The organism is Candidatus Paceibacterota bacterium, assembly GCA_041661305.1.
Lineage (GTDB): Bacteria > Patescibacteriota > Minisyncoccia > Phycocordibacterales > VMEP01 > VMEP01.
Genome location: JBAZUR010000001.1, coordinates 204,066 through 222,403, shown reverse-complemented (window position 1 = coordinate 222,403; position 18,338 = coordinate 204,066). Strand labels below are relative to the sequence as shown.

Genomic DNA, 18,338 nt, shown 5'->3' with positions numbered 1-18,338 from the left:
ATCATCCAAGAAGGGTGATGACTACCCCAATTAATGCGAAAACAACCGATATGATCCAAAAGCGCATAGTAACTTTGTATGCTGGCCAGCCGAGAGCCTCAAAGTGGTGATGAAGTGGTGCAACAAGAAAAACTTTTTTACCATTACGCAGTTTTTTTGAAAGGACCTGAATAATAACCGATAGAGATGCTACGAAAAGTGGGAAGGCGATGATTGGGAGAACCGCAACTCCGTCTGTCAGAAAAGCAACAACTGTGAGCGAGGTTGTAAGTCCAAGCATCCCAGTTTCTGACATGTAAAATCTTGCTGGAGGTATGTTAAACCACAAAAAGGCTAATAGACCACCAACAATTGTTGCGCAGAAGGCAGCTAGGTCGATTTGCCCCTGGAAGAAGGCAATAATTGAGTAAGCAGAAAAAATTGCGGCCATAATTCCACCAGAAAGACCGTCAATTCCGTCAATAACTCCACCCGAAAAAATTGCTAGCATGACGAGCATAAAGAAGAGTATAAAAAGATACCCAAGATCAAAACTGCCAATAAATGGTATGAAAACGCTCGTCACCTCTAGTTTGTCAAAAAACCACCAACCACCAATAAAACCAAGAGCTAAGACAACCACTATTCTTATTGTCAGCGGTAGTCCCCCGGCGATATACCCTCCACGACCTTTAACCACGAGAAAGTCGTCAATAATTCCAACCAAAGAACCAACAATTAAGGTGAAGAGTGGTAGCCATGTTTGGTTGCGACTTAAAAAATTCAACTTTTCAGTTGCAACGTCTGGGGAGAAGAAATGTAACAGCGCAAAACCAATCGTTGTAATAAGCGCACTCGCCCAAACAACAATACCCCCCATTCGCGGTGTTCCAACTTCTTTTTCTTTATGAAGTTTATTGAAGATTGGCGTTCCGCCACCACCCAGTCCTTCAGTACGAGCTTTCTTCTTCCAAAACTCATACTTATAGAGATAATGAGTAATGATCGGCGTAATACTAATACCTATTAGAAAGGCCGAGAATGCTGGGAGAAAAACTTTTAATACATCTAAGACCATAGAGTTATCTAAGTCATTATACAGAATTTACCCCTAGGAGCAAAAAGCTATTCCCTCTCCCCTAACAGTTTGATGGTTGTGGAAACTAGTTTTCTTGTATCCTCGAAACGTCCATCGTACGTAGAACCCAAAACAACAACAGCAATCGGACGATTTAATCCTAAATTAAAAACAACGGCGAGATTACCTTGTGCCATATCTGTAAAACCTGTTTTTGAGGCTAAAATACCGGGGAAAGTTTCCACCAGTGTGTTCGTGTTTTTAACTAAGTGACTTCTTTCTTTTGATGAAATTTTTTCGGAGGTCTCAGTGGTAACCGCAAAAACGTCAGAATGGTGTACTACGCCATAATACAAAAGCTTGGCGATATCTTTAGCAGAACCATGACCACCACTAATTGTTTCAGTTAAATCAAGGCCAGACTCATTTAGATAGTATGTTTGTTCAAGGCCTAATTCCTCCGCTTTATTATTCATTGCCTCTATAAATTTTTGCTTTGGATCAACACCGACAGAAACATCACTGTAGCTTGAGGCGATAGCCGAAGCTGCATCATTTGAAGACGAAGTTAACATTAGTTTAACGATTTCCTTCTTCTCAAAAAGTTCCCCTTGTTTAAACCCAGAGTCTCCGGTGGCGCGAATGTCTGCGGAGTTTATTACAATTGTTTCCGTCTTCCCTTCCAGCGCTACAATAGCAGTCATTATTTTGTTTAGCGACGCGAGTGGAAGCTGTAGCGTTGAATTTTTTTCATATAGAACTTCGTCGTTCTTTATATCCCATACATACACTGCTTTTGCTTCCAAAAAAAGATTATCGAAATAAGAGATTCCACTTTTCTCGTTTATTGTTATCACCGCCGCTTGGTTCTTAGTTGGAGAAATCGGCAAACCAAACGATGAAAAAACACCTATCGAAAGGGTAACTCCAAGTATTAAAATAAGTGTGACATCTTTAGATCTGTTCATCGGTTTGTGTGTTTAACTCCTGTGGAGCATCCTCTGCTGGCTCGTCGGGTTCATTTTTACCTTGTTTGATACCTGCGGTTAAGGACTTGTTAATCTCCTCAAAATCTGGGAGTTTTTCTATCTCTGCTACACCAAGATGTTGCATTAGCTCAAACGTAGGCCGATAAACGAAACCACGTCCAGAAGGATTTTGTTCTTTTTCAACTAATCCACGAACTAGTAAGTTTCGGAGGATAAACCCTGAATTTACACCACGAATATAGTCAATTTCACTCTTTAGTATTGGTCCGCGATATAAAACTATAGCCATAGTTTCAAGCCCAGCTTTTCCCAAGTCACGGTCCAATTCCTCCTTGATAAGCGTCTCAATTGTAGCACTCATCTCACTTGATGTTCCGAGCATAACTGATTCGTCTTTTTTTAGAAGACAAATTCCGCGCTCGCTTAATTTTTCCTCAAGCAGTTCCAATCCTCTCAAAATTTCTTCTTCTGAAACTACCAGTATTTTTGACAACTCTTTATATGAAACTGGATCAGTTTTAAAAAAAAGTAAAGCTTCTATTTTTGCATCTAATGTCATTTTATATAATTGCCTCCACTTCCGTGCCAGCATTTTTCTCAATAATAATATCATCGAAATGCGATGATTGCTTAACCTCAAAAATTCCCTGCTTAACAAGCTCGAGTAATGCCAGAAAACTCACAATCATATGGACCCTAGCTTCTTTACTCCCCTCCCCGTTTGAAATTTTTCTAAAACTCATCGACATACCAGCTGTAATTCTCTCTGTTAAACTATTTATCATTTCTTCGATTGTAATGACTTTCTTAACTGCAACCTCTGGAACTAAAGTTTTTTTAGGCAATCTTTCAATTATTCCAAAAATTGCTCCACGCAAATTTTCTTGTGTCATTGCTTGATCTGGAAGAAAAACAACTTCCTTGCCTCTCGAAAACGGACGAGTAAAAATCATATTGCCCGAAAACAAAGTGCGGAGATTTGGGATAATATCACGAACTATTTTATATAGCCTTAGTCGGTTCTCAAGGTCCCCAATTGACTCCTCCTCTTCGCTGGTAAGTGTGAAATCAGGAAGCAATGACCGAGATTTAACCAACAAAAGAGTTGAAGCGATAACAATAAAATTTGCGATACTTCCAATAGATATAGATGTGGCTCCTTTTAGAAAAGTCAGGTATTCATCAGTAACGCTTGCGAGCGATACCTCATTTATAAATAGCTTTCTTTTTTCTATTAGAGAAAGGAGGAGCTCCATCGGCCCCTCAAATGTACTAGTTTTAACACGATAAGTTTCTGTCATCGTCTGTTTTATTTAACAATTTTAATACCGAGTTCTTTTAGTTGTTTGTCGCTAATTTCAGATGGCGCCTCCATCATAAGATCTTTACCCTCTCCAGTTTTTGGGAAAGAAATAACTTCTCGAATATTTGGCTCGTTCTGTAGTAGCATAACAATTCTATCAATTCCCGGCGCAAATCCTCCATGTGGAGGTGCTCCAAACTTAAACGCAGACAGCATGTGTCCAAATTTTACTTTTTGTTCTTCTTCACTGATACCTAGTAATTCAAAGACTCTCTTCTGTTCTGCTTCTTCGTGAATACGAATTGAACCGGAAGAAAGTTCGTACCCATTCAATACTAGATCATATGAATTAGCTCGGATGGAAAAAATATCTTCACCAGACATAAATTTTTCTCGATCCTCTGGGTTGATTGCACAAAATGGATGATGTGCTGCCTGTACTTCCCCTTCTTTAGTTTTCTCAAACATTGGAAAATCAACAACCCAAGCAAAGGCTAGCTCATCTGGATTATTTTTATCCTCACGCATATCAGGCTTGTCGCTACCGTACTTCTCCATAGATTCTTTGTAGGTTATACGAGGAAAAGGAATTCTAGTTATTTTCTTTTCAGGATAGAGTTTTGTCACGAGTTCTATAAACATCTCTTCAGTATACGCAAGAATATCTTCTCTTTCGACGAATGACATTTCGAAGTCTAGCTGAGTAAATTCTGGCTGACGATCGCCTCGTTGATCTTCATCGCGCATACAACGAGCAATTTGAAAATATTTCTCGAACCCGGCAACCATTGAGAGTTGCTTAAATTGTTGTGGTGATTGTGGTAAAACATAAAATTTCCCTTGCTGTAAACGAGACGGAATAACGTATTCACGGCTACCCTCAGGTGTTCCTTTCATGAGCATTGGTGTTTCAATTTCAACAAAATCATTTTTATGCATATAGTCACGGAAAAAAGCGATTATTTTGTCGCGCATTCTAATATTTTTCTGCATACGCTCGCTTCGCAAATCAAGATATCGATGCTTCAATCGCACCTCTTCGTTTATCTCACGAGTGTCAGTGTGGATATCAAAAGGCATGGGCTCCGCTGTATTTAGAATATTTATCTCTAAAATTTCAAGCTCAATACCACCGTTCAGTCGGTCATTTTGTTTGTTTTTTTCTGGTCGTTCGTTGACTTTCCCTTTTACTGTAACGACAAATTCATCACGAATTCCCTTGGCTATTTCCATTGCAGATGAAGCTGGAAGAACAACACCTTGAACCTTCCCGGTCATATCTCGAAAATCAAAAAAAACAAGCTTCCCTTGATCACGACGAACATCAACCCACCCAGAAATTGAGACCTCCTCGCCAATATGCTCACTTAATTCCTTTATATATGTTCTTTTCATAATTATGTAGTTATTAAACCAACCTTCTCTCTGACTTCATTCATTTTATCTTTTACTATTTTTTGTGCAGTCTCACGTCCAGATTTAAGAGTCTCTAAAATAACTGAATCGTTTTCCAAAATAGCTTTGCGTTTTTCTCGAAGCGGTGCAATAAATTTTTCAATACTTTCAACTAAAATCTCTTTAGATTCTTTGTAACCAATACCGCCTTCTCGATAGCGTTTCTCAAGCGCAGGAAGTTCGTCCCCAGCAAAAAGTTTATGTAGAGCAAACACATTACAAGTTTCTGGGTCCTTTCCGTCCTCAACACCTTTTGAGTCGGTTGGAATAGACATCACTGCTTTTTTTATCTCATCATATTCAGCAAAAAGAGGAATGGTGTTGCCGTAGCTTTTACTCATCTTCCTGCCATCGGTTCCAACCACAGTTTTAACATCTTCTAAAATATATGCTTCGGGAAGTTTGAATGTCTCGCCGTAAATGCGATTGAATTTCTCCGCGATATCGCGAGCAATTTCTAAATGTTGTTTTTGGTCCTGACCAACAGGAACAACGTCTGCTCCGTAAAGTAGTATATCTGCCGCCATAAGCACTGGATACTCAAAAACACCAACGTTGGCTTCGTTGCCTTTTGCGGTGGCATCTTTGTATGCGTGTGCTCTGGAAAGATACGGCACAGTTATCAGATTATTAAAAATAACCATCAGCTCCGCGACCTCCGGCATGTCGGACTGAAGGAACAGTGTAGTCTTTTTTGGATCAAGTCCTATGGCAAGATAAGTAGCAACAACGTTTTTTGAGTTGGCGAGAAGTTCTTCTTTTGTTGGATTGTTGGTTAGGGCGTGATAATTAGCTACAAAAACAAAACCTTTGTAGCTTTCTTGAAGCGCGACAAACTGGCGCATAGCGCCAAAATAGTTACCAATATGTGGCTCCCCTGTCGGTTTAACCCCGGAAAGCATTATTTTTTGGTCAGACATAGCTAAAATAATAGCAAAATACGGCCTATTTTAAAAGCTTTTGATGTAGTAACCTTGGTGGCGTTGACTGAACAGTAAAGTGCGCGAGACTGTATATTAATGGCGAATTTAAATGAGTCAGAAGAGAGGTTTCCTTTCGTCTTTATGAGGAGAACGCTATGGGCTGGGGTAATTGGTTCAGTGATAGTAATGGGGATTCTGTTAGTGAAAAAACGGAATCAAGAAGCGACGGCGGAACAACATACGAGGTTTTGCGCGACACGGGTGGAAGTAAAAGCGACCATCAACACATTATCGTGGAGAGGAGTTCCGACGGACGCGCAGAACGAGCGCACGCTCTCCCAAACAAGTCGAAACGATAAATCCCCCCAAATACTCCAATTCTTTTTATAAGAGCGGGAGTATTTTTTTATTGTAATAATTTTTTATTTCGGAAATATTTTTAAGTGCAGTATATTCATCTTCTTCACAAAAAATCATCATGTCGGTAAAAAAACTACGCGTGTCGCTATGGATATTTTTTATACCCGAGAGAATAAAAAAATAATTAGCAAGTGCAAAGTCAGCCCCCTTGTCTTTTACGTGAGTAAGACCATATTCTACTAATACTCGTAACTGCTTACTGATATTTAAATTCTTTTTAAGAGTATTTTTTAAAAACACAATGTGTTCATTTTGATTATTCTGAAGAAGTATTGTTATTTCTGATCGCAAATCTTCCTCAAATATTTCCTCAATATTTACCCCGTTTTGATGGTTTAACATTTTTTTATTATGACTCAAAAAATAAGTGATGACAAGAGATATCTGGACATACTTTTTACCTCTTTTTTTGAATACTAAAGCTTTTGTTTTTTCGAGCTTTAATGTAGAACAAATTAAGTGAGCTCTTCTATAGTTAGCGGATCTAGAATATTAATACTAAGTATGTCGGTTTTTTTAAAAACCAAAGAGTCCATAACTTTTTTATTTACAGCGTTAAAAGCCACTTCGATTGAGTCCCCATTTTCCTCCATTAAAACCCCCACACATTCGTATACATTACCGTCACTGACCCTCACAACAACATTCACGAGAGGATTTCCGTCATCATTTTTGGTGGGTAATTTTTTCATATTTTTATTTAAAAACCTCAATACTAGAAATAAAAGATATCGGAATCACTAAATAAGTTGGCAATCCACTACTAGGGTGATTTTTAAGAGGCTTTGGTTGTATACGCATTGTTTTTGGGTCTTTTAAAATAACGTAATCTTTTTTAATTTCAAACAAAATTCCTTCTGTATACATAGTTGGACATTCATATATCGGTAAATTAGCAACGTGAATTACGTCGCGCCATGTCACAGAAATCGATAGTCCAACTTTCATATCATTCAAAATATCTGTTTTGTATGATTTAACCCTAGAGATTAAAGCTGTATCTGGAATGACTAATCCCTCGATAATTTTTTCCTTATTTGCCACCAAACTACCGACTACCCCCATTTTTTTTATAAAACTAATAATTATATTGCTTCCATTTTTTTCTACATATCCATACGCTTCACATGAATCCAATTTTGTTTGTGCTATCTTTTTTTCATAAGTATAAGATGCATCAACGTATTCAATTTTATAAATCTTGTCCATATATTTACGTATTTTGACCCTGCTCTTTGTTTATAGCCAATTTTAAATCTTCCACATAATCGCCATAAAAACTCCTCACAATATCATCTTTCTTAATAACTCCTAGAATTTTCGCAACATCATTATTAAGATAATCATCTATTTCTGTAAAAAATATCTCGAAAAAAACTATCGGGCTTTTTTTGTCTCTAATTTCTTTTTCATATTTTTTAACAATATCATTATTAAAAAAACTGCGAGCGTCTTCTATCTTATCGGCTTGAATAAAACCAATCACTATTTTTATATCATTATTGAAATCATCAACTATTTTTTTCATACCTGATTTTTTTATCTAAACACCCTCCTTACCGTAAATTGCCTCAAAGAAAATTTTATCTCTTACTGCGTTAAATGCAGTATTATAAAAAACCATCTCGCCATTCTTAACCTTCACAATTTGTTCTTCTAAAATTTTCTTAGCCTCCTCGCCATCAAGCCATACAACAAAAAGATCGTTTTTCTTTTCATCGTCTGTCCTGAGATCTTCGTTTATTTCATTTTTTGTTTCTACTAAAAAACAAGTAGTTTCATATTCCTTAGCGTCTCTATTACGAAACTCGTGTATTTTACCAACAATATCCACAACATCAACTTCATAACGGAGCTCTTCAAGACACTCCCTTTTAATTTCAGCTTCAAGATTAGTGTTTTCTACACCACCTCCTGCCAAAAGACAAAATTTATGAATCGGGTTAGTGACAAAAGCAAATTGCCCTTTTTTGTTTTTTGCAATAGCTTTAACCGTTACCCTTTTTTCATAATAATCAGGGATCTTGTTAATTGGTTGAGGAAAAATATCTTTATCGTGTAATGTGGCCAAATAATTCATAGTGCTTATCGTATCATAAAAAACCCCAGACTTTTTCGACGCCCTACGTAGTGTTTTTTACATTTAATGGAGGGTTCCACGGCGCGCTCGTAGAATTTTGCAATTCAGGATATAATTAAAATATGGAATATAATGTTGGGAAAAATATCGAATCACAAAAATACATAAACCAGTACGGCTTTAAGGATCAAGGTTTTTTTAAAAAAATATCCTCTACAGATGGAAAGAACAGAGACGAAGTAATGAAACTCTTGAAAAGCGGGTTAAAGCTTATCCCAAAAACAGAGCAGGCAAAAATTTATTATCTAGCAATATCGTTACTAGACAACATCGACGAAGATTTGAGTAGTATTGCAACAGACATAATGTTGTACGCAGAAGAGGTAGATAACGTAATACCAAAAGAGTTCTCTTCAACTGAAGATATCGCGAAAAAACTCCGTACTATTGAAATATGAAATAAAAAAAGCGTTCTTGAAAACAAAAACGCTTTAAGTGAAGGCAGGCAAATCTCAGCGGCTCTTTTTCGGGTCAGCGTGAAAACTGGATGTTTTGCCTGTAAAAACGTTGTGTGTGATACCCTGGTGAGAGTGGTTGCTACGATCACCGTCAGAGGATTTCAACACCTCTGTTTTGGTTGTTGTAGGGGTGTGTGTGACTTTCACATTCACATCCCCGCCCTTTCCATCAGAACCCCAGCCAAACCAACCCATATTACACCTCCATAAAAAATAGCATCAGTCAGGATTGACTAATCATAAAGATAGTAGCATGTATATTAATACTGGTCTATATCAAAAAAATTAATTAAGCGTAGGTATTTCTATATAGAATGTTGAGCCCTTACCCTCTCCGTCAGAATTAACACCAATAGTCCCTTTGTGGGCCTCAATCATTTGCTTGGCGATATACAAACCAAGACCTGTGCCATTTGTGTGCAACTTGCTAACCTCATCGCCACGACTAAATTTTTCAAAAAGACGTGAACGGAGCTCGGGGGTAATTCCAACACCGGTGTCGGCAACAGCAACGCGCACTCCTTTTCCATTATTAATTTTAGAAACATTTACCTTAACTGCTCCCTCGCGCGTATATTTAATTGCATTATCAACCAAATTGAGTACGACCTGTCGAATTTTAAGTAAGTCAGCATTAACAAAATAATCCGTAGCTTTGTCGTTTTCAAAAGTTAAGCCTAATTTTTTATTTAATGCATTCGGGTAAAGTGAATCAACAATTTCTTTTGTCAGTGCTGATAAATCAACTTTTTCAAAAGAGTATTCCATTCTCCCTTGCTCAAGACGAGTTATATTAAGAAGATCGTCAACAATTCCCACAAGATTTTGCGCTGATTGAAAAATTCTATCAACAGCCTCTCTTGTTTTTGGCTCAATAAAACCAAACGAACCTTCAAGAACCATTGATGTATATCCTTTAATGGCCGTGAGTGGGCTTCTTAGTTGATGCGAGGCGATGGAAACGAATTCCGATTTTTGTTTGTCCAAAAATTGCAGACGCTCATTCGCGATTTTTAAATCGTTGGCCAACAACTCAATTTGTTCGCGCGCCCTAACTTCTTTTGAAACACCGCGCACAATAAGAACACTAAAGAATGACACGAGAGCTAATAGTAATGCCCTAATAAGCCAATCTTGAATGGTGACAGACGTAAGCAAATTAAAGAAAAATAAGATAACAACACCGCCCGCGAATAATTCAGTTGCAGCTGTTTTGAGATCAAAAAATTTATATTTAATAATAGAATAACTAATGAAAAAAATATAAAGTAGAACAAAATAATTACCGAACGGAAAAATGTTGAAAAATTGTGGTAAAAAATTCGTAATTCCACCACTAAAACCAATCACACCAGCAATTATCTGAAGTCGTATTTGTGCACGTAAACGCTTATTATTTTTGTCATTTGTGTATGCCTGAAAAAGAAGAAACAAAGCGTATATAACACAAAGAATAAAGAACGCTGGAAAGAGTAAGTAGTAAGGCCCGGGATTTATCCAATAAAAACCAAACCGATCTATTATTCCAACCTTAAAAAATTCTGTGGTACTTAAAATTGCCAATAATAACCCTATAATAAAGGTTGTATAGATGACTACTTTATTTTTTATTCCAAGAAAACTTAAAATAAAATTTACATAGAGAACGGGAATGAAAATCGCAATTACATCAAGTGCATATTGCCATAACATTGCGGTCTCAATATCTTTTGCTGAAGTCACCCCATAAAGAGAAAACCCCCAAAAAGCAATTAGGGACGAAAATAAAAACCACGAGCTATTTAACCTTGCTCTTGTGTTATTAACATAAACAAATAGCCCAAATGCTAAGCTGGCGAAAAAAATAAGAATACTTGATATGTAAAAAAGGTTCATTTCAGTTTTTAAAAATCAATATTGGCCACCCCTTTTTGATTGCAATACTACTTAGCCTATTTGATGGGTTAACAACAAATGGGTGACCTACCAATTCTAACATAGAGATATCTGAAATATGGTCTCCGTAGGCAGAAGCATTGCTTAATTTTATGTCGTTTTTGCGTGAATATTCTTCAAGTACCCTCTTTTTTTCTAAACCATATACGATTGAACCATCAATCTTTCCAGTAAGTCGCCCGTCAACTACCTCGAGTATTGTTCCAATTGAATCATCAGCTTTGAGGTATTTTTCAATCCTCTCTACAATCAAATTAATAGCATTTGATATCAATATAATTCTGTACCCCTCTCCCTTTAGTTGCTCAATAAGCTTCAAGCCATCATTATAAAATTTATATTTTAAATGTAATTCAAAATATTCATCAATAATTTCTTTTGCTCTATCTTCTCGAGTATTCTTAAAAACAGAAAAAGCGTACTCCATTACTTTTTTTGGACTATCGATGAAGTGCAGTTGATATAAGATGAACCAAATCATTATTTTGAAATAATACCAATGTGAAATATAACCCCCGCTGTAAAGAAACATAAGCAAAGACTTCTGGCTTTGCCCACGAATTAGCGTTCCGTCAATATCAAAAATTGCTAGATTTTCTGTGGCCATGGAGGATAAATTTTATATGGATAAGCTTTTCCTGAAAGTTCTGCAATTCTTACCATTATTTTATTTGTTATCACCTTAAAAGCTTTTCGGTTTAATTTACTGTGATGATACGGCGACAAGTCAATTGGTTTATCGATAATAATTTCGATACTTTTTCTAACTTTTGGTTTTTTGTCAAAACGAGACATTACCTCATATGCTCCCTTAATCCCTACAGGGATAACGGGAACATTGCCGTGATATGAATATCGAGCTACTCCACTATAGGCTTCAAGCATTTTCTCGGGGTGTGGGGACCTTGTCCCCTCTGGAAAAATCCCAATAATTTTACCGTTTTCCAAATGTTTTTGAATTAAATTATGTAGCGCTCTTTTATCTTTACTTGTTCTTTCAACTCTAATTTGTCCCATTATTTTCATGATTGGGTTCCAAAAAGAGTTGGTGAAAAATTTTTCTGCTGAAAGATAATGAACATGGCGAGGGCACACAGCAATAAAACAAATAAAATCAAAGTAACTTTGGTGGTTAAAAGCAAATATTACAGCACCTTTTTGCGGTATATTCTCAAGGCCGACCACTTGTTTAATCCAAAACAACTTAACTAAAGGGGAGAGAATTATTCTTATTACGTGGTAAGCAGTTTCAAGCAGTAAATTATCTTGGTGCTTCATATTTTTACTTCACGCACCAAAATATAAGAAATTTTATAAAGACTCATGGAAAAATTATACCCCAAAAGTCTTATGAATTCTAGGTATTATTTTTTGTTTCCATAAAAAACATTACAGATTTTTATTAACTCAAGAAACTCGCCATCAACAACGCTATCTGTTTGTACTATCTGGGCTCTTCTAATAAAATCAACAAAACAATCAAAAGCTTTTTTTATTTTAAAGTTTTTTAAATCGTTTTTAATACTAGTCAATGTAATATTTAAGTTTTTAGGATTTAGTATATTAAATTCATTAGTGTGTATTATGTCCAATTTATTCTTTATTTTGTTAAATTCTGAAAAAGAGATATCAGTCTGAAGCATTAAATCTTTGTCCGAGATAGACTTGATTAGTACGTGCCTAACAAATCTTCTATCGGGTAGAATTTTATATAAATCCGACGGCTTAACAACATTGTTGTCATGTTTACTCATTCTTCTATTGTTTGCGCCCAGGATATTCCCGTGCAAAACCAGGTTTTCATACGGATGATTTTGTGACAATGCAAAAGAAACAATATTTCTAAGATAATGCCACTTAAGCATTCCATGTCCAGATGAACTCGTAAACAAAAAAACCGGGTAATTAAATCCATACTTTTCGCTTATATACAAAGGATATACAAAAGACTGAAAAATAGGATTTATAACGTAGTTAATATTATCTATATTAATACTTGGCGAAAAAACTCTATTTTTTGTAATCGGATATAAACCATTTATCATTTTTGCGTCGTTTACTATTGTTGTTCTATGTTGACTTGGAAATATTTTTATTCCATCAAAATTTAAAGTGTTCTTAATTGATAATAGATCAAGAGAATAATGATTTCCTGTCTTAATAATGATTTTACTATCTATTAATTCATGAAATATATCGGTTGTATATCTAACAAACTCCGGATCAGTATCTGAATGCTCAATAATGTTTGGACCAAGCTTAATGTTGCTAAAAAAAGATTTTTCGTGCTTTGCATAATTAATACATTCCTCGGCAAAATCTTTTATTTTTTCGTAATTTATATTTGAGCCAAACTTTTCAACGTACATGGTCTCAAATGGTAAACCATGCAAATTCCAAGAATCATTCACAAAATAAAAATCATTTTTTTTATCAAATTCAGTAAAAAAAAGATAAGATATTTCAGAAACAATATGACTGACAGCGTTTCCACAATGGTAGTTCTTTTTAGGGAGACACTGGCTATTTAATATCACCTTTTTTGACATTTTTTTCTAGAACCCCTACTAGGTATCGAACCTAAATTTTCATCTCAATTAGATGACGTCCTACGTTAGACGATAGGGGCTTACGGAGTCATGATAACCATTATTTAAAACTTTCACAACAATATTATCTGCTATAAATTCAACCTCTTTAAGCCAGCTATAAGCGCCAGTTGCGTTGCCTTCTGTAATCAATGTCGTTTCTCTTTCAAAAACTGATTCGGGGTCAATTTTTAATTCTGGAAATACTAATGATAGGTAAAAAGCTGCTTCACATATACGACTAACTGCTTTTGCTAATCTTTCTTCTTGTGTTGTATGTATATTAACCTTACCGTCAACCAAGAGTCGAGCATGATACAACTGTCTTTTAATTCTTATTATCAAATTATGTGTGTCAATTTCTTTTTTACATATATCGAACCCATGCACAAGGATATTTCTAATCGAGAAAACAACCCCCTCTCTCATACAAAGCGAGGTATGGATATAATTAGTGGTTTCAATGGTGTCATCAATATTAGTGTCAAACAATAAATCATCCTCGCCAAAAATCATAAAGGATATTTTTTTGACTTTGGAAAATAATTTTTTATTAATTTCATCAAACTCAAAAACATCCATATAATCAAAAAAGCTACCCTCAACTATTACGTTAAAGTCAATATCATTGGACTCTCCGTTTTTGAAAAGATAAGATCCACCAATAGAAAGGTGCTTGATATTAATATTGGGATAATATGTTTTTACTATTAACTCAACGTCTTTGGTTAACGATATTATTTGTTTTAATTTTAGGAATGAATTTTTTTTAATCAAATCTGAACTGTATATATACCAGGGGGAATCTTTAATTTTTTCTAACAACACCCCTTCATCTTTTTGATCTAAATAAATATCCGACAACTTAACTATTGGGTACGTTTTGTTATATTTATAAGTTGAATTGTCAATATATTTCATTACAAATTATTTGGCTTAGCAAGACAGGAATCAATTCGCTCCAAAGTCTCTTTTTTGCCCAGAATATAGCTTAACGTGAATGGATCTGGAGATTCTTTTTTCCCCGATAAAACAACTCTTAGAGGGTGGAGAACATTTCCAACACCGTATTCTGTAAAAAGCGTAGATATATTATTTTTCAAACCATCCGTGTTCCAGTCATTACTTGATATGTTCCCTATTAATACCTTTAACTTTTCAAGAATGCTTTTTGTCTTTTCAATAGAATCAGTTTTAAACCGAATCAAATCATAATTTACTGGTGGCTTCTTAAAAAAATAATCTAGTTCCCCGTTAGTGATCATGTCCGACACTTCCGAAAACTTTTTTATTCTTGGTTTTATTACATTTTGTATTACTGTATTAGAAATAGTGAAATTAGCATTAAAAAGTTTGGAGTATTCTTCATTTAAAAACATAAAAAGATTTGTCCTATATTCGTCTTCGGATAAATTAATCATGTAATGATAATTTATATTATTGAGTTTATTGTAATCAAATTTAGCTGGATTTTTGCCCACTCTATCCAAACCAAATATCTCAGTTAACTCTTTTAATGAGTATATTTCCCGTTCGCCCCCAGGGTTCCATCCCAAGAATGCAAGATAATTAACTAAAGCAGACGGCAAATAACCTTGCTTTAAAAAACCGCTGACAGAGGTGGCACCATGTCGTTTAGACAATTTCTTCTTGTCTTCGCCAACAATGAGTGGCAAATGAGCATAAACGGGTATGTTCCCACCCAAAGCTTCTAGTAGAAGTATCTGCCTAGGAGTACTTGTAATATGGTCTTCCCCCCTAATTATATGGGTAACTCCCATATCCATGTCATCCACAACAACAGCAAAATGGTAAATTGGATTATCAATATTCCTCGCAATAACAAAGTCACCAAAAATACTTGAATCAATAGATACATGACCACGAACTTTGTCATCAAAGGTTATAATTTTGTTCGGATTCTTGAACCTAATGGCTTTTCCAGAACCACCCAATGAGTCTTCAGCTTCATAAGCACGTCCAAGCTTGATGAGTTCTAATAATTTTTCTTTATAGATAGCACCTCTTTCTGATTGCCTGAATGGACCATGGTCAAAATTTAAACCTAAAGCATGTAACCCATCTATGACAATAGATTCGTATTCCTTTTTACTCCTTTCTTTATCAGTATCCTCAAACCTAAGGAAAATCTCTCCATTAAAATATTTTGCATACAAATAATTAAACAACATGGTTCGCATGTTGCCAATATGAATTTCTCCAGTTGGGGAAGGTGGAAAACGTGTAATAACTTTGGTCATAAAAATCAATTTAAACTGGATCTATCTGTTTATGTAGGATTACACTACAATACTATAATTATTATTTTCAGTACATAGGAACACACTGTGACTTATTACTAATTGATTTCTAGTATTTTAGAATAGGCTTCACGCAAGATTTTTCGTTGATTTTCAAAAGTTAGAATTTTTACCGCATCATCATAATTAGACCAGATATAATTTACCACTTCTTCTTGTTGTATTTTTACATTTAGATTATCTGTAATACCAACAAAGAATGTAGCTTGTTTTCGATTCCATATACCATTGGCTTTATATCTGTACTTATCAGAGAATGACACATCGGGAATAAGACTTATTTGCGAGATTCCGGTTTCCTCCTTTAGTTCTCTTAATGCAGTCTCAACTGAAGTTTCATCTTTTTCGGCATGTCCTTTTGGAAAACTCCAATCATTCGTACCTTTGCTTTGAATAATAAGGTATTTTGTCTCCGTACTGCTTTGTTTATAAGCAACAATTATACCGTATGATTTTTCTAAAATCTTTTTAGATTTTATCTTTATTTTCATATTACTTTAAAATATACCCCTTGTAACACATTGTGGCAAAAAATTAAAACACTTTTTTAGGTTATATTTGTCTAAACACACCGTATTTCCATAAAATTATAAACTCGTTGACACAACGCAAATAAAGCGTCATGCTTTAATTGGATTATTAAATGGTTGAGATTTCTCAACCGGTAAGTCGCAAGGAGACTCAGATGAAAAAGTTGTTTGGTGGCGACGACGACTGGGATTCCACCCCAGCGGACGAACAGGGCAACAACCCCGGGAATCCCCCGGCTTGACCCACTTTCTGGGTCATACGGGTAGAAGTTTTGCGCTTCTGCCCGTTTTCATTTAAATTAATCTTAAAATAGCTATCAATAAATAACTCCACGATATGTTAAAAATAAATTACGGCTACAAGGTCTTTGTTGATAGATTGGTAATTAACTTCATTAAAGAGAAAGAAGGTAAAATGCTTCCATCTTTCGCAAAAGAAGAGTTCCTGAACGTAAAAAAAATATTTTTTACGCATAAAAATTTAAAAGAAATAAAATCTTTGTTGACTGAAAAAAAAGAAGGTGGTCAAGAATTAGAAAAAAAACTATTTTCATATATAGAAAATATAATTTCGAAAAAAGACTTTGAGATAAGAAATGGCAAAAATTTTATATTCACCAAAAATATAATAGAAAATTTTGAGACTGAGGACATAGTAAAAGCTATGGGGAATTTTTACGGGACTAAAGTCAAGAACGTCGCCGTATATCTCATCCCTACCTATTCGGACAGAAAAAATGTTGGCGCTAGTGCAAGCTCCAGAACAAATTCTATTTATGTTTATGTGCTAAACAAAAAAAGCAAAGGTTATATTGAAAATTTGAAAATTAATTTAGTTCACGAACTTGCACATCTATATGAAAGGGATCATGTTTTAGAGAAAATTAAAACAGTTTTTAAGCCGAGAGAAGAGAATTTCTATAAGTCATGGTTCTTACTAAAAAAAGAATTTGGAAATGGGTATTATATAACAAGAGAGATACTTGCAAACTTATTCTCAAACTGGGATTTTAGTTATCTTGGAGAAAAAGAGAATATATATAATTTACAAAAATACAATCCTAAAAAATACAGGGACAAGGAAGAATTATTAATTGGAAAATTTAATCAAAAAAATAATCATAATTTTCATAGAGTTTATTATTTATATTCCTTTTATTGTAAAGATTTCTTTTGGGAATATATAAACAATAAAAAGAAAGTAGATGAGGATTTTTTTATAAAAATTGCGGATGTTTTAACGAAAAAATAATGCAAAAAAGATATTGTATAAAACAAAATGTCATTGATACTAGTATTGTTTGTGAGTAAATATAAAAATTTGTGTTTATTTTGGTAAAAATAATATTGAGATACAATAGTTAAATATGGTAAAAAATTCATACCTCACTGTCATTGAAAGTATTTCTAAAAAACTTGTTAAATATTTTAAGGAGAACCTTGCATCCCGCATCCTACCTTCAAGAGAAAAGGAACGTTTGCAATGCGGGTCAATCGATGATGTTGTCTTCGAATATTGTCTTCCGGAAAATTATAACTTGGCAATAATAGTTCTTGATGGTTTGCCACGCACACCAGAACTTTTATCATTCCTCAATCTTTTATGTTCGTGGGGGTATGCAGCTTTTTACCCAAGACTTAAAGGAACATGGGAATCGGGTGGTGAGTTTCTTGACCATAACCCAGCGGAAGATATTCGAAAATTAGCGCACAGTCTTAAAAGTGGAGTAGTCTTGCAGGGGAAAAATTTTAACGTTAATCGCGTGTTGGTTCTAGGGTCTAGTTTGGGGGGGGTTGGTTGCTCTTAATACTAGCCTCAGTGAAGATATTACGTCTGTGATTGCACTATCCCCGGCCTATTCCATGTCGGAAGTACCAGGAATAGAGACATTGGATTCATTTATAAAAGAAGCATTTAGTGGCGCCTATCGATATTCTAACCAAAACTGGAAGAAACTCTTGAGTGATGAACTAATATCTCTCGACATGCTTTCAAAGGATCCCATGTTTAACCCATCAAAATGTACTGTTGTTGCGGGAGAAGAAGATAATCAAATTAAAATTTCGGAACTGAGTACTATTTGCAAAAAATATGGTATTGCTATCCACAAACTACCGCTTGGTCACTTGTCGTTCCATAAAGATATTACGACTATCCGTCCATTGTTATACAAGCTTATAAAGGAGCGCTCATAAAAAGGCTACTTGTATATGTTAAT

23 protein-coding genes are annotated in these 18,338 nt (G+C 35.1%); 5 read left to right on the top strand and 18 right to left on the bottom strand.

Features of this window, described 5'->3' with window-relative positions:
- Position 1 precedes the first annotated feature (1 nt).
- The 6 genes from WC724_01350 to trpS are packed head-to-tail and all read right to left on the bottom strand — an operon-like array spanning position 2 to position 5,724.
- Positions 2-1,057 (bottom strand): hypothetical protein, encoded by a 1,056-nt coding sequence (locus WC724_01350; protein ID MFA6077645.1) that lies wholly within the window; start codon positions 1,055-1,057, stop codon positions 2-4.
- 47 nt (positions 1,058-1,104) lie between these two features.
- A complete protein-coding gene (locus WC724_01345; protein ID MFA6077644.1) occupies positions 1,105-2,025 on the bottom strand; it encodes a hypothetical protein in 921 nt (306 codons plus the stop codon).
- Positions 2,012-2,605 (bottom strand): SMC-Scp complex subunit ScpB, encoded by a 594-nt coding sequence (scpB, locus tag WC724_01340; protein MFA6077643.1) that lies wholly within the window; start codon positions 2,603-2,605, stop codon positions 2,012-2,014. The genes WC724_01345 and scpB overlap by 14 nt, the downstream gene beginning before the upstream one ends.
- 1 nt (position 2,606) lies before the next feature.
- A complete protein-coding gene (locus tag WC724_01335; GenBank protein ID MFA6077642.1) occupies positions 2,607-3,347 on the bottom strand; it encodes a segregation/condensation protein A in 741 nt (246 codons plus the stop codon).
- 8 nt (positions 3,348-3,355) lie between these two features.
- Positions 3,356-4,744, bottom strand: coding sequence for an amino acid--tRNA ligase-related protein (locus WC724_01330; protein ID MFA6077641.1), 1,389 nt, complete (start codon positions 4,742-4,744; stop codon positions 3,356-3,358).
- Between the two features lie 2 nt (positions 4,745-4,746).
- A complete protein-coding gene (gene trpS, locus WC724_01325) occupies positions 4,747-5,724 on the bottom strand; it encodes a tryptophan--tRNA ligase (GenBank protein MFA6077640.1) in 978 nt (325 codons plus the stop codon).
- Positions 5,725-5,882: 158 nt separating this feature from the next.
- On the opposite strand from trpS, the gene WC724_01320 reads away from it, so the two are divergent.
- Positions 5,883-6,086: a hypothetical protein gene (locus WC724_01320; protein ID MFA6077639.1), complete on the top strand. Its 204-nt coding sequence runs from the start codon at positions 5,883-5,885 to the stop codon at positions 6,084-6,086.
- Positions 6,087-6,111: 25 nt separating this feature from the next.
- On the opposite strand, the gene WC724_01315 is transcribed toward WC724_01320, so the two are convergent.
- The 5 genes from WC724_01315 to WC724_01295 form a co-directional block, all read right to left on the bottom strand.
- A complete protein-coding gene (locus tag WC724_01315) occupies positions 6,112-6,489 on the bottom strand; it encodes a hypothetical protein (protein MFA6077638.1) in 378 nt (125 codons plus the stop codon).
- Positions 6,490-6,602: 113 nt separating this feature from the next.
- A complete protein-coding gene (locus tag WC724_01310) occupies positions 6,603-6,839 on the bottom strand; it encodes a hypothetical protein (protein ID MFA6077637.1) in 237 nt (78 codons plus the stop codon).
- Positions 6,840-6,843: 4 nt separating this feature from the next.
- Positions 6,844-7,356 (bottom strand): hypothetical protein, encoded by a 513-nt coding sequence (locus WC724_01305; GenBank protein ID MFA6077636.1) that lies wholly within the window; start codon positions 7,354-7,356, stop codon positions 6,844-6,846.
- A 4-nt stretch (positions 7,357-7,360) separates the two neighbouring features.
- Positions 7,361-7,675, bottom strand: a complete 315-nt coding sequence (locus WC724_01300) for a hypothetical protein (protein ID MFA6077635.1) — start codon at positions 7,673-7,675, stop codon at positions 7,361-7,363.
- Positions 7,676-7,690: 15 nt separating this feature from the next.
- Positions 7,691-8,227, bottom strand: a complete 537-nt coding sequence (locus WC724_01295; GenBank protein ID MFA6077634.1) for an NUDIX domain-containing protein — start codon at positions 8,225-8,227, stop codon at positions 7,691-7,693.
- 122 nt (positions 8,228-8,349) lie between these two features.
- Between WC724_01295 and WC724_01290 the strand changes: the two genes are divergently transcribed.
- Positions 8,350-8,685 carry a hypothetical protein gene (locus tag WC724_01290; GenBank protein ID MFA6077633.1) on the top strand — a complete coding sequence of 112 codons (336 nt, stop codon included), beginning with the start codon at positions 8,350-8,352 and terminating at the stop codon, positions 8,683-8,685.
- Between the two features lie 345 nt (positions 8,686-9,030).
- Here the strand turns inward: WC724_01290 and WC724_01285 are convergent, their stop codons facing one another.
- From WC724_01285 to WC724_01255, 7 genes are all read right to left on the bottom strand, one after another.
- Positions 9,031-10,620, bottom strand: a complete 1,590-nt coding sequence (locus WC724_01285; GenBank protein ID MFA6077632.1) for an ATP-binding protein — start codon at positions 10,618-10,620, stop codon at positions 9,031-9,033.
- Position 10,621: 1 nt separating this feature from the next.
- Complete coding sequence (locus tag WC724_01280; protein ID MFA6077631.1) at positions 10,622-11,287, bottom strand: HAD-IB family hydrolase; 666 nt, start codon at positions 11,285-11,287, stop codon at positions 10,622-10,624.
- Positions 11,269-11,958, bottom strand: a complete 690-nt coding sequence (locus WC724_01275) for a lysophospholipid acyltransferase family protein (protein MFA6077630.1) — start codon at positions 11,956-11,958, stop codon at positions 11,269-11,271. Before WC724_01275 ends, WC724_01280 begins: the two co-directional genes overlap by 19 nt.
- A gap of 86 nt (positions 11,959-12,044) precedes the next feature.
- Complete coding sequence (locus tag WC724_01270) at positions 12,045-13,229, bottom strand: class I tRNA ligase family protein (protein ID MFA6077629.1); 1,185 nt, start codon at positions 13,227-13,229, stop codon at positions 12,045-12,047.
- A gap of 60 nt (positions 13,230-13,289) precedes the next feature.
- Positions 13,290-14,189 (bottom strand): hypothetical protein, encoded by a 900-nt coding sequence (locus WC724_01265; protein MFA6077628.1) that lies wholly within the window; start codon positions 14,187-14,189, stop codon positions 13,290-13,292.
- Positions 14,189-15,529: a glutamate--tRNA ligase gene (gene gltX, locus WC724_01260; GenBank protein ID MFA6077627.1), complete on the bottom strand. Its 1,341-nt coding sequence runs from the start codon at positions 15,527-15,529 to the stop codon at positions 14,189-14,191. Before gltX ends, WC724_01265 begins: the two co-directional genes overlap by 1 nt.
- A gap of 98 nt (positions 15,530-15,627) precedes the next feature.
- Complete coding sequence (locus tag WC724_01255; GenBank protein ID MFA6077626.1) at positions 15,628-16,080, bottom strand: NUDIX domain-containing protein; 453 nt, start codon at positions 16,078-16,080, stop codon at positions 15,628-15,630.
- Positions 16,081-16,456: 376 nt separating this feature from the next.
- Between WC724_01255 and WC724_01250 the strand changes: the two genes are divergently transcribed.
- The 3 genes from WC724_01250 (at position 16,457) to WC724_01240 (ending at position 18,315) form a co-directional block, all read left to right on the top strand.
- Positions 16,457-17,371: a hypothetical protein gene (locus tag WC724_01250; GenBank protein ID MFA6077625.1), complete on the top strand. Its 915-nt coding sequence runs from the start codon at positions 16,457-16,459 to the stop codon at positions 17,369-17,371.
- A gap of 115 nt (positions 17,372-17,486) precedes the next feature.
- On the top strand, positions 17,487-17,927 hold the full coding sequence (locus WC724_01245) for a hypothetical protein (protein ID MFA6077624.1): 441 nt from the start codon (positions 17,487-17,489) through the stop codon (positions 17,925-17,927).
- 28 nt (positions 17,928-17,955) lie between these two features.
- Positions 17,956-18,315 (top strand): hypothetical protein, encoded by a 360-nt coding sequence (locus WC724_01240; protein MFA6077623.1) that lies wholly within the window; start codon positions 17,956-17,958, stop codon positions 18,313-18,315.
- Positions 18,316-18,338 lie beyond the last annotated feature (23 nt).

Excerpts from the sequence above, each read along its gene's own strand:
- WC724_01350 (MFA6077645.1), bottom strand. The coding sequence starts at position 1,057 with ATGGTCTTAGATGTATTAAAAGTTTTTCTCCCAGCATTCTCGGCCTTT.
- WC724_01345 (MFA6077644.1), bottom strand. The coding sequence starts at position 2,025 with ATGAACAGATCTAAAGATGTCACACTTATTTTAATACTTGGAGTTACC.
- scpB (MFA6077643.1), bottom strand. The coding sequence starts at position 2,605 with ATGACATTAGATGCAAAAATAGAAGCTTTACTTTTTTTTAAAACTGAT.
- WC724_01335 (MFA6077642.1), bottom strand. The coding sequence starts at position 3,347 with ATGACAGAAACTTATCGTGTTAAAACTAGTACATTTGAGGGGCCGATG.
- WC724_01330 (MFA6077641.1), bottom strand. The coding sequence starts at position 4,744 with ATGAAAAGAACATATATAAAGGAATTAAGTGAGCATATTGGCGAGGAG.
- trpS (MFA6077640.1), bottom strand. The coding sequence starts at position 5,724 with ATGTCTGACCAAAAAATAATGCTTTCCGGGGTTAAACCGACAGGGGAG.
- WC724_01320 (MFA6077639.1), top strand. The coding sequence starts at position 5,883 with ATGGGCTGGGGTAATTGGTTCAGTGATAGTAATGGGGATTCTGTTAGT.
- WC724_01315 (MFA6077638.1), bottom strand. The coding sequence starts at position 6,489 with ATGTTAAACCATCAAAACGGGGTAAATATTGAGGAAATATTTGAGGAA.
- WC724_01310 (MFA6077637.1), bottom strand. The coding sequence starts at position 6,839 with ATGAAAAAATTACCCACCAAAAATGATGACGGAAATCCTCTCGTGAAT.
- WC724_01305 (MFA6077636.1), bottom strand. The coding sequence starts at position 7,356 with ATGGACAAGATTTATAAAATTGAATACGTTGATGCATCTTATACTTAT.
- WC724_01300 (MFA6077635.1), bottom strand. The coding sequence starts at position 7,675 with ATGAAAAAAATAGTTGATGATTTCAATAATGATATAAAAATAGTGATT.
- WC724_01295 (MFA6077634.1), bottom strand. The coding sequence starts at position 8,227 with ATGAATTATTTGGCCACATTACACGATAAAGATATTTTTCCTCAACCA.
- WC724_01290 (MFA6077633.1), top strand. The coding sequence starts at position 8,350 with ATGGAATATAATGTTGGGAAAAATATCGAATCACAAAAATACATAAAC.
- WC724_01285 (MFA6077632.1), bottom strand. The coding sequence starts at position 10,620 with ATGAACCTTTTTTACATATCAAGTATTCTTATTTTTTTCGCCAGCTTA.
- WC724_01280 (MFA6077631.1), bottom strand. The coding sequence starts at position 11,287 with ATGGCCACAGAAAATCTAGCAATTTTTGATATTGACGGAACGCTAATT.
- WC724_01275 (MFA6077630.1), bottom strand. The coding sequence starts at position 11,958 with ATGAAGCACCAAGATAATTTACTGCTTGAAACTGCTTACCACGTAATA.
- WC724_01270 (MFA6077629.1), bottom strand. The coding sequence starts at position 13,229 with ATGTCAAAAAAGGTGATATTAAATAGCCAGTGTCTCCCTAAAAAGAAC.
- WC724_01265 (MFA6077628.1), bottom strand. The coding sequence starts at position 14,189 with ATGAAATATATTGACAATTCAACTTATAAATATAACAAAACGTACCCA.
- gltX (MFA6077627.1), bottom strand. The coding sequence starts at position 15,529 with ATGACCAAAGTTATTACACGTTTTCCACCTTCCCCAACTGGAGAAATT.
- WC724_01255 (MFA6077626.1), bottom strand. The coding sequence starts at position 16,080 with ATGAAAATAAAGATAAAATCTAAAAAGATTTTAGAAAAATCATACGGT.
- WC724_01250 (MFA6077625.1), top strand. The coding sequence starts at position 16,457 with ATGTTAAAAATAAATTACGGCTACAAGGTCTTTGTTGATAGATTGGTA.
- WC724_01245 (MFA6077624.1), top strand. The coding sequence starts at position 17,487 with ATGGTAAAAAATTCATACCTCACTGTCATTGAAAGTATTTCTAAAAAA.